This window comes from Paraburkholderia sacchari (assembly GCF_000785435.2).
Classification (GTDB): Bacteria; Pseudomonadota; Gammaproteobacteria; order Burkholderiales; family Burkholderiaceae; genus Paraburkholderia; species Paraburkholderia sacchari.
Genome location: NZ_JTDB02000020.1, coordinates 18,622 through 28,524 on the forward strand (window position 1 = coordinate 18,622; position 9,903 = coordinate 28,524).

A 9,903-nucleotide genomic window follows, 5' to 3' on the forward strand; every position below is an offset into this window, starting at 1 on the left:
GAGCGCTTTCATGGTCATTCAACTTCCAGTGAGGATCAGCTTGCGCGCGGTCTGCTCGATAAACACCTCGTCCTGCCCGCGCGGATGGTGCGCAAACGCCAGATGCAAATACTCGTGCGCAAGTGCGATGCGGTCGTCGTCGGAACGCAGACGGCGGATATAGACGCGATTGCGCCCTGCATCGGCATAGGGCCGACCCGTCGTCACCTCGCAGACGGCCGGCAGTGCGGGTTCTTCATAGCCCGCCTCGCCTGCGAGACGCCGCGCCCAGACCGCGGCCTCGCGGCTCAGCCAGTCGCGCGCGCCCGCCACCGGCTCGCAGTCACCCGCGAGCGGGCTCGTGAACGAGGTAAGCGTTGCCTGCGGCCAGGTGCGCGCGAGAATTGCGTCGAACGCGAGGCCCCGTTGCGCCGCGGCCTTTGCGTCGAGCCAGCTCATCTGGCCGGGCCCCGCCTTGTCGTGATGAAACTGCACCGGCACGCCCGCGAGCACGAGTCCATCGGTGAAATCGGCGACATTGCGCGCTGCGGCGCGCGGCGCGCGCGGCAAGACACGCTGCGTGCGGCTGCTGTCGTCGATGCGGTAGCAGCCGCGCGCGCGGCCTGCGTTCTGCACGAGATAGCTGCGCGCGGCCACCGCGAGCGCGCGCGCCGCCTGCGGCTGCGCAGTGTCGCCTTCGCGCTCGACCACGCGCGCGACATAGTCGTTCATGCCGAAGCGTCCGACGATGCGCGGCTTGCCGGTCTCGTCGCGTTCGAGCAGCAACTCGCCATGGCTTTCGATGGGCAGCCAGTTGCCGTTTTCGAACCCCACGCTGAATGTGCCGTCGAGCAGACCGGGTTGCGCGGACCGCCCGCCTTCGCGCGTATCGATTACGTTTCGGATCGGATAACGAGAAAAAAAATCGACAATCACACAGGCGCGGTCGTCGGGCACGGCGCTTTGCGCGACCAGCGGCGCAATACGCGGCGCCGCGGCGGCCAGCACGCGCACGCTGCCCCCGCGTCCGCCAAGCCAGACCGGCGTGCCATCGGCCAGCCAGCCGGCCGCGCCGCCTTCATAGCCGCCAGGGTTCGCTGGATCAGGCATGGTCCAGGTCTTGGCTCGCAGCAGGCTGCCATAGAGCGATACGGTGCCCTCGCCGCGACCGCTCGTGACGACCGACACCAGCGTGCTCGCCGTGTCGTCGCGGGCGCGCGCAGGCACGGCCTGCAAGGCCTTGAGCAGTTCGTCCACACGCACGCGGCGCGCCGGGCGCAGTGCATAGAGATCCTGCAACCATGCGGGCGCCTTCAGGGCGCGCCAATACTGGCGCCAGCCCACCGGATCGAGCTGCAATCTGTGCGGCTCGAAAAAGAGGCCACATGACTGCACCAGCGCGCGATCGCGGTCGACGTGGCCGCCCGTCATGCAGCAGTACACCTCCTGGCGATCGCTGCCATCGCATTGATAGTCGGGTGCGGGAATCCGCCGGTCGACGAGATACGCGTAGACGAACAGCTTCCAGACGCTGCCGAGCTGCGTCTCGAGCGCTGGCGGCAACGGCGTGCCGGGGCCCGATGCGCTGGCCTCCGCCGCAGCGTCGAACGTCCACATTCGCGCACTGCCATCGTGCAGCCAGGCGAAGCGCAGTTCCGACGGCACCGCAGCCTGCGCAAGCCGCGGAAAACCGATTGCGAACGCAACCATCGCGAAGATGAGCGCCGCGCTCAAGCCGGCGATACGCACCCTCACGCCGGCCTCACTCGATGCGCAGCGTGACCATGCGGTCGCTGCGGCCGCCTTCATACGCCTTCTGCTCCGGTTGATACATGCGGAAGTAGCGTGCGGGCGGCATCGTGAACATGCCTGGCAGAGCGAAGCGCACGAGCTGGCGCAGCGCCACGGGACGATCGAGCAACGGCACAGGCTGGTGATAGCCGAGCTCGCCCATCTCGTAGCTGGCCGCGCGCGCGAACGGCTGTGGACCGCTGCCGCCCTCGCCTGCGCCGGGCAGCCCGGCAATGCTCACGCCCCAGCTCGTCGCCTCCACGGACCCGCCCGGCGGCAACGGCACGTCGAGCAAGCCGTAATGCAGCGCCGATTTGTCCTGCGGCGTGAGCGTGACTTCGTCGACATAGAGCGCGTTGCTGTCGACGGCGTCGCCGGCCTTCATGCGGTGCGCCTCGAACGTAGCGCGGCCCGTCTGCTTATCGGGGTCGCTCGACGGCGCAATCGGGTCGAGCCGATAAAGCGTGCGCTCGATCTTCACGGGCAGGCGGCTCGCCTGGGCCGCGCGGCTGCGGTACGAAACCAGCGCCGAGACGTCGGGGCTTGCGCCGCCGACGTCGAGCGAGGTGGGCAACGCCGCACCCGTCCACTTCCAGAGGGTTGCGCCCGTGGGTGTCGTCGTGCGCGTCCAGCCACTGCCTTGCAGCGTAGGCAACGGCTGTGCCGCATCGCCCGCGCGCGCACCGCCCATGGCCTTGCGCAGCCACAGCAACGTAAGCGCGCGGTCGACGGTCGGATACATCGCGCTGCTCTGCGCGAGCACGGCGTTTGCATCCACGGGTGTGCCCGCGTCACCGGCCATGGCCAGCAGGCTCTGGATCAGCGGCGTCGGATTCGTCATGAGCGACGCGCGTGCGCGCGCGGCCAGCGCAATGAAGCCTTCGGGCAGGCTCGCGTTCGTTGCGCGCGCGGTCCAGGCAGTCAGCACCACGGCCGCTTGCAGGCCGCGCGGCGAATCGGGCGCGGCGAACACGAGGCTGTCTTCCACGCCGTATGCATCGCGCGATGCTTTGGCATCCTGATCGAACATCGACGATGCCCGCTGCGCGAGCTGCCCGGCCACGCCCGAGACTGGCGTCGCCACGGGTTGCCCCATCTGCTGCAGCAGCCAGAGCGCCAGCGCGCGTTGCAGCAACGGCTCCTTCGTGCCGTTGTCGCGATAGATATCGAGCGCATGCTGCCAGTTGCCGTCCGGCAGCGAGATGCCGAGGCTGCGGCTCGCGAGCCAGTCCGCGTAATACGCGTAAGCCGTGATGAACGCGCTGCCCCCTGTGGTGTCGCCCCACCAGCCGAATGCGCCATTGATGCCGGCAAGCAACGCAAGCCGCTGGCGCTGATTGCGCAGACGCGCCTCGAGACCCTGCGTCGGGCTCTGAGGTGTAGCAGCGCCCGGCGCTGAACCATCGGCATCGCGGCCCAGCGCATCGTGTGCAAGTGCGAGCGGAATCAGGCGACTCGAGGTCTGCTCGGCGCAGCCGTATGGGTAGGCGATGAGATCGTCGGCCACACGCGCAAACTGGCTCGCGCCCGTCGAAACGATGCGCACGCGCACGTCCTGCGCATCGGGCGCAAGCGCGAGCGGCTTCGGACTGACGTCGAGCGCGACGGGCATTTCGCGCAGATCGAGCCAGCCCGGCGCTCCAAGGCTCACCGAAGTCTGCAGGCGGTCCACCTCCTTGCCGCCCACGCGCAGGCTTGCATCGACGAGCCCCGGCGTGAGCGCCACGCGTGGCAGTGCCAGGTAGTTCGTGCCGGGCTTGAGCGTGACCTTGCGATCGAGTGCGAGGCCTGCGCCGTTGACCGTCCACTGCGCATCCACATCGGACGAGCCCTGGTTGAACGCGAGCATGTCGATCTCAGGCTGGTCGCCGCTGCGGAAGCTCGCAGGGCCGCTCCATTTCAAATAGAGCGGCTTGTCCGAGCGCACATACGCGGTGCGCTGCCCCACCGTGCCGTCCGCGGAAATCGCGCGCACGGTAATGCGCCAGCGCGCGAGGGCATCGGGCATGCGGAAGGTCATGCGTGCGTGGCCGCTCGCATCGGTTTGCAGATCGGCCTGCCATGCTGCCGTGTCGATGTCGTCGCGACGCGGGCGCTCCAGCACCTTGACGCCGCGTTCGTTGTACTGCCCGCGTTGCGGGCCACCGGGCGCACCGCGCATTGCCGACAGCGCAAGGTCGTAGGTAATGAACGAAAGACTCGACGTCGTGCGCACGTTGTTGCGGCGCGGATGATAAAAGAAGTCCACGATGTCGGGCGCAATTTCGGGTTGCAGCACGTACACCATTTCGTCGACCACGCTCACGGTAAGACGAGCGGGCAGCGGCTTGCCGCCAAGCGTACTGCCCAGATCGAGCGTCACGGTTTCGCCCGGCGCATAGACGGACTTGTCGCTCTTCACGGCGAGATCGATCGAGGGCTTCGCGACCACGATGCCCGCGTTCTGGAATACGTATTCGCCGTCGTGCACATAGAGCACCGAGAACGTCATGTTGGGAGCAAACTCAGGGCCGACCTTGATGTGCGCTTTCCATTGCGTGGGGGCAACGCGCGTGAGAGTCAGCCAGCCCGCGCCGTTCGAAAGCAGCGCGCGCGCTTCCACGCTGTCGCGTTCGAGCGTGAGCAGCGCGTCGTCCACTGCATACGGGAACGTGATGAGCGCTTCGGCCGTATCGCCGATCTTGTAGCGGTCCCGGTCGAACACCACTTCGACGCTGCCGGGGATCGCCTTGAGACCGTCTCCTGCCACCCAGTGACTGACCGCCGCGAGCAGGTTACCCGCATCGTCCTTCACCGAGAGCATGTACGAGCCCGGTTCGTCGAATTGCACCGGAAAGCTCACGCGGCCGTCCGGGCTCGCTTCGGGTAGCGTCCCATCGGCCTTCGTCTGCGACTCGAGACGCACCCATTCCCACTTCGCCGGTTTGTGCGCCGGCGCCGCGTTCGTGCCGTTGCCCGGGTTGGCGCCAGCATTCGTCGATCCGGCCGCTCCGGTCGACGCGGCCAGCGTGAACGTCACGCGCTCGCGCGGCTGCGAGAACGATTTGGCCGTGTTCAAGCGATACGGCGTCGCGCCGCGCGCGATCAGCACTTCGCGCGTCACGCGCACGCGATACGCCGCACCGTCCTGCGCGAACAGCGTGAGCGCGTAGCGGCTCGGCTCCTTCGCGGCGGGCAGTGTGAATGTGACGTTGCCGTCGCTATCGGTCTTCAGCTCCTGCTGTTCTAGCTTCACGGGAAAGAGGCCCGAATAGCGCAACTCGCCGTCCACGATCGCCACCTTCTGCGCGCGCAGCGTGACCGACACCTTGCCGTTTTTTACGGGCTTGCCGTCCGGGTAGCGCAGCGCGATCTTGCCCTTGGGCGCGTCGCCGGTCGCGTAATCGGACTTGTCCATCGTGAGATTCACGTCGAAGTGCGGCTTCACGTACTCGGCTACGCGGAACGCACCGCCGTAGCTGTCGCCGTTGTAGTCGAAGCGCAGCGTATAGCCGCCGCCCTGCGCGGTCGCTGGCAGCGTGAAGGTGGTTTCGCCGCCGCTTTCCGATGCGAAATCCACGCTACGCGTCGCGATTGGCGCGCCGTTCGGATCGAGCACGTCGAGCTTGAGTTGAGCGGGCGCGGCGGGCGTCGACTGATTCGCACTCTGGAACGTGCGGCCGATGAACTTCACATGGACAGCGTCACCAGGGCGATAGAGCGGCCTGTCCGTCACCGCGTAGATCTTGGTGTTGTAGACCTCGCTGTCGTAGTAGAAGTTTTCGGATACGAAAACACCGCCCTGCGGATCGCTGCCGATCACGTAGCTGCGCTCAGGCGAAACGTGCTGGAGCATCAGCGCGCCATCCGCTCCGGTGGAGCCGCTTTGCAGCACGCCCACGCCATCGGTCCAGCTCACCTCCGTGCCGGGCACCGGCTTGCCGTTGTCGCGCCGCGCTGTCCACACCAGCAAGCCACTCGACGCAGCCTTCACGACCGCGACCGTATCGGAAACGAACAACAGCGTATGTGCGCGGTAGTTTCCGATCATTGCCTCGACGAGATAGAGCCCCGGCGGCAGCTTTCCAACCGGAATCATCACGTTGCCCGACGACACCTCCACGAAGTTGCTGCTACTGCCTGCGAGGTTTACGCCCTTGGGTGGCTGAATCGTCTTCGCGTTCCAGATCGGATAACGGAAACGCGTGACGAGCTCGTAGCCGCGCAACGGCGCGAAGCGCGATTGGGGCTCGAAACGCGTGGGCGCATTCGGCTGCTCGCCGAGCTTGAATTCGGGCTTCGCCTCGGTGACCTTGCTGCGCGTCGCGAACGAAAGGACGCGCTGCCACGCGCGGCGCGCATCGCTGAGCCAGCGGTCCCACAGGTACGCGAGCGTGTTCGCGAGGCCCTCGCCCTGATAGCTCGGCTTGATGTTCAGGCGATGCAGGTTCTTCTGCGCTTTGAGAAACGCGAGCGGATTCGGCACCTTGTAGACGACGATATCCGCGCCGCCATAGCCTTCAAGTTCCGACTGGAATTCGCGGCCCGGTGCTTCCAGACGTACCTGCGCGAGCTGGTTGCCACCGTAGCTCGCATCGGAAAGCAGGAAGAACGGCTGGCCCTGCACGACCTGGCTGTCGTAGCCGCTCGGCGGCGGCGCGCCCAGGGTGGGATTCGCGTCGATGCTCTGCTGCGCGGCGTTATCGCCGTCGTCGGCCCAGGCGGGCGAGGCTGCCAGGCAGAAGCTCAGCGAGAACAACCCGATCAGCGCTGCAAGCAGCGTGGGAGCGCCCAAGCATGCGCCGTATTTCGTATCGGAAATCCGTGCCCGTGCGAAGAATTTCGCATTGGAAACACGCAGGAAAAGCAGCACAGTGAAACGCAGCGAAAAGAGCGGACGTTGCATGGCGGCACTCATGGCGTCAGAAACGCGAAACGAAACACACCGACGAAATTCGGATTGCCGTCGAACGGCTGCCAGCGGGAATCTTTCCATTGCATCAGGTCGGAAACGGCGACGGCGCGCAGACCACTGTCGGTCGGCGTGACGGTGCCCGTGTGATAAGCGATGTAGCGATCCAGCCAGATCATCAGATGCTGGTCGTCGCCTTGATCGAAGAACAGCAGGTCGCCGGGCAGCGCCTGATTGACGTCGCGCGAAACGAAGCGGCTATTGCGTTGAATGAGCGCGATAGCCGAGGCATAGGCGCCCACGCTGCCGTCGATGCGCGTCCAGCGGCTCGCGAGCGTGCGCTGCTGCGGGCTCAGTTGCAGTTCGGGCGGCAGCCGGCTTGCGTCGCCCGCGCCGCTCATGCCGTTGGCCTTGAGCCAGCGCGCGTCATGCTCGCGCAGCGCCTCCACGGCGGCAAAGCGCACAAGGGCGGCGCAGTCGCGCTGGGTCCAGCGCGGCGTGGGGCCGCGACGCATCTGCTGATCGACGATGCGCACGAACCACGCACGAAATATCGTCGATTGCTCGAGCGTGAGTGCGTCGGGGTCGGGCGCGGATTGCGTTGGCATGAGCGCGCGCACCGGACCGGCAAGCGCCACGCCGAGCGCGGCCGCTCCGACCGCCGCGCATCGATGGAAAAAGCGGCGGCGCATGATCAAAAGCCGCTCGTGCCGGGCTGCGCTGGATGATCTTCGGCCTGCTGTGCGGAGTCTGCGCCGGCGTCGCCGAGGGTGGCGTTGCCGGCATCGTTGTCCGCGTCTTTCGGGCCTGCACCCAGCGGGTGCCCCGCTGCCGCGTCGCCGCGCGGACCCACGCTCGCGCGCGGCTCGACATGCCACTCCACGGGCACCCAACCCGCCGACGAAGGCAGCGAGTCCGGCAGGCTCAACGCCAGCGGTGGGTAGCTCGCCGCCGCGTGCAGCTTCGGCAGCAGATGCGTGCGCGCGGCGTTGCGGAAAATCGCCTCCTGATCGGCCGGCAGCGCACGGCCGGCTTCGCGCTCCACGAGCGCCGCCGCCGTGGACGGCATGATCGACACCACGGTGGTCGACAGGCGCTGCGGCGTGAGCGTGTCGGCAATGGCCGGGTAGCGCTTGTCCAGTACGGCGAGCGTGTCGTCCACGAGGCGCGCGTCGGGCGAGAACACCACGTAGCCGTGCGCGAGCGCGAGTGTCACCGGAAAATAGCGCGGCGCGGAAAGCTGTGCCGCGTAGGATGTGCCCGCGCTCTGCGCTGTGCCCGAGCGCGCGCTCACCGCGCGCGTCCAGAGCGTGACGCCGGCAGACGGCTCCTTCGTCTGCACCGGTAAGCGGCGATAGCCTGCCTCATTGCCCGCCTTCGCTTCATATGCGCCAATGGCGTCGCCAAAGACGCTCGCAAGCGCGTCCTTGAGCGCCGCCAGTTGGGCCGGATCCTGCACCACCCCGGCTTTGAGGCGCGCCACGAACACGGGGGCTACGAGTGTCGACTTCGCATACCAGCACACGCCCGCGGGTCCCGCGAAGCGTTCGCGCAAAACCTTCGATGCGGCTTGTTCGCTCTCTCCCAGCTTGCCGAGCAATTCGGCGGTATCGTTCCAGTCGACCGGCAGGCTCGCGCAGGCCGCTGCGTTTGCGGGCAACGCCCGCCAGAGATCGGCGCTGTCCCAGTGCTGCGGCAGATGTGCAGGATCGACGAGCGCCGCCATGCTCCACGCGCCGCTCGCGCTCGCATCGTTCTTGCCCGACGCGGCGAAATCGAAACGCAGCGCATTGACGCCCGAGAAAAAGGCCTGGTACCCGAACGAAAGATAATTGACCGAAAGGATCAGCCGATGCCCGTTCACGTCTGCCGGCGCGTGCTCGAGGCGCCAGGCGCGCAGGGCGTCGTCGCCGCCGTCGTCGAGCATCTTCGCAAGCGCCTGCGCGCGCTCGCCGATCGCCTTGCCGTCCGCGTCGAGCAGAATGCCTGGCTCCGACATGATGATGAGCCGCTCGCCCTTCGCCGCAAACAGCAGCGTATGGCCGACAGCGAGCTTGAGCGCGTAGACCGGCACCTCGCCGGAAAGCGTGGCCGCCTGGTTCAACTGGCTGTCGCCGGTCGCGACATTGCCCACGGCCTGCATCAGCTTCGCGAGGCCGTTGCGGCGCATCGTCATTACCCAATAACCGAGGCGGCCGTCGGGCGAGCGCCACAACAGCACGCGCGAAGGTTCGTCGAATACGCGCTTGACGAGTTCGTCGCGCCAGTCGAGATCGTGTTCGAATGCAAGCCGCCGGACAGCGCCTTCTGCGGAAAGACGTGTGGAATTGGACTCGTAATAATCGACAAAATCGCGCGTGAGCAGCGTGTGCAGCAACGGCACGCGAATCATGTCGCGCGGCAAACGCGAAAGGGCCACGCTGTCGACAATGGCGTCGGGATAATGAATATCGAAAGCGACTTCGTGAGGCCGAAACGTCGACCTCCCACCGAATGGACGCCAGATCGCCTGAATCGCGACTAGTGCAACGATTAAAACCGCGGCCGTTAGCGCGGCCTTTTTGCGCGTTAACTTCATCGAATCAATCGCCCTGAACTGGAATATCGGTTTTCTTTTGTGCCGCCACACCTCGTTGGCAGCGCGCACGGCCGCCTGCTTGCCGCACGCCAGTTCTTTGTCTGCGAGCGACTATTTCAGTGGCAGTGATGCTACCTTAAAAATTATTTAAATGCCGCGAATGATTCCGGATGCGTGGAATATTCATATATTTTTACATTCCATCGTCATGCGCATTGCGTAACGCATTTTTGATTGCCGAATTGCAGTGCCGAATTAAGACGATGTGCGCCATGTCACAGCACACGACAATGAGTTCATCGGCAGGACAAGCAGGAGGCGTCATCGATGACAACGCGGAGAGATGGCCTTCGCGAGAGGTAAGGTCATGACGGCGCCGCAAGGCGATCTCATCTCTTTCGATTGCGACTAAAGTCCCGCCGGCAATGCAGTACGTACGGTCATCCTGCGCATGCGCACTGCGCCGGCTGCGTATTTCCACGCGCGTAAACGCCAGAACCCCGGCGCTCATGGTGAGCCACCGGGGTTCTGGACATACTGCATAAGGAGCCTGACGATTACCTACTTTCACACGGGCAATCCGCACTATCATCGGCGTGGAGCTGTTTCACGGTCCTGTTCGGGATGGGAAGGGGTGGGACCAGCTCGCTATGGTCATCAGGCA

Annotated in this window: 5 protein-coding genes and 1 rRNA gene; all 6 read right to left on the bottom strand. The window is 65.9% G+C overall.

The annotated features are described in order from the left end of the window. Positions 1-18: 18 nt before the first annotated feature. The 6 genes from NH14_RS33100 to rrf all read right to left on the bottom strand — a co-directional run bounded on the left by NH14_RS33100 (position 19) and on the right by rrf (position 9,901). A complete protein-coding gene (locus NH14_RS33100; protein ID WP_084226017.1) occupies positions 19-1,788 on the bottom strand; it encodes a DUF2300 domain-containing protein in 1,770 nt (589 codons plus the stop codon). After that, the gene (locus NH14_RS33105) at positions 1,742-6,655 is read right to left on the bottom strand and encodes an alpha-2-macroglobulin family protein (protein WP_084226016.1); all 4,914 of its coding nucleotides are present in this window, start codon (positions 6,653-6,655) and stop codon (positions 1,742-1,744) included. The genes NH14_RS33100 and NH14_RS33105 overlap by 47 nt, the downstream gene beginning before the upstream one ends. Before the next feature lie 8 nt (positions 6,656-6,663). Then, on the bottom strand, positions 6,664-7,353 hold the full coding sequence (locus NH14_RS33110; RefSeq protein ID WP_052148613.1) for a DUF1175 domain-containing protein: 690 nt from the start codon (positions 7,351-7,353) through the stop codon (positions 6,664-6,666). Positions 7,354-7,355: 2 nt separating this feature from the next. Next, a complete protein-coding gene (locus tag NH14_RS33115) occupies positions 7,356-9,239 on the bottom strand; it encodes a DUF2138 family protein (protein ID WP_035534744.1) in 1,884 nt (627 codons plus the stop codon). Between the two features lie 193 nt (positions 9,240-9,432). Then, positions 9,433-9,750, bottom strand: coding sequence for a hypothetical protein (locus NH14_RS33120; protein ID WP_168727182.1), 318 nt, complete (start codon positions 9,748-9,750; stop codon positions 9,433-9,435). A gap of 37 nt (positions 9,751-9,787) precedes the next feature. After that, positions 9,788-9,901, bottom strand: a 5S ribosomal RNA gene (gene rrf, locus NH14_RS33125). Between the last annotated feature and the right edge of the window lie 2 nt (positions 9,902-9,903).

Coding starts and splice junctions, on each gene's coding strand:
- NH14_RS33100 (WP_084226017.1), bottom strand. CDS start 1,788: ATGAAGGCGGCCGCAGCGACCGCATGGTCACGCTGCGCATCGAGTGAG.
- NH14_RS33105 (WP_084226016.1), bottom strand. CDS start 6,655: ATGCAACGTCCGCTCTTTTCGCTGCGTTTCACTGTGCTGCTTTTCCTG.
- NH14_RS33110 (WP_052148613.1), bottom strand. CDS start 7,353: ATGCGCCGCCGCTTTTTCCATCGATGCGCGGCGGTCGGAGCGGCCGCG.
- NH14_RS33115 (WP_035534744.1), bottom strand. CDS start 9,239: ATGAAGTTAACGCGCAAAAAGGCCGCGCTAACGGCCGCGGTTTTAATC.
- NH14_RS33120 (WP_168727182.1), bottom strand. CDS start 9,750: ATGAGCGCCGGGGTTCTGGCGTTTACGCGCGTGGAAATACGCAGCCGG.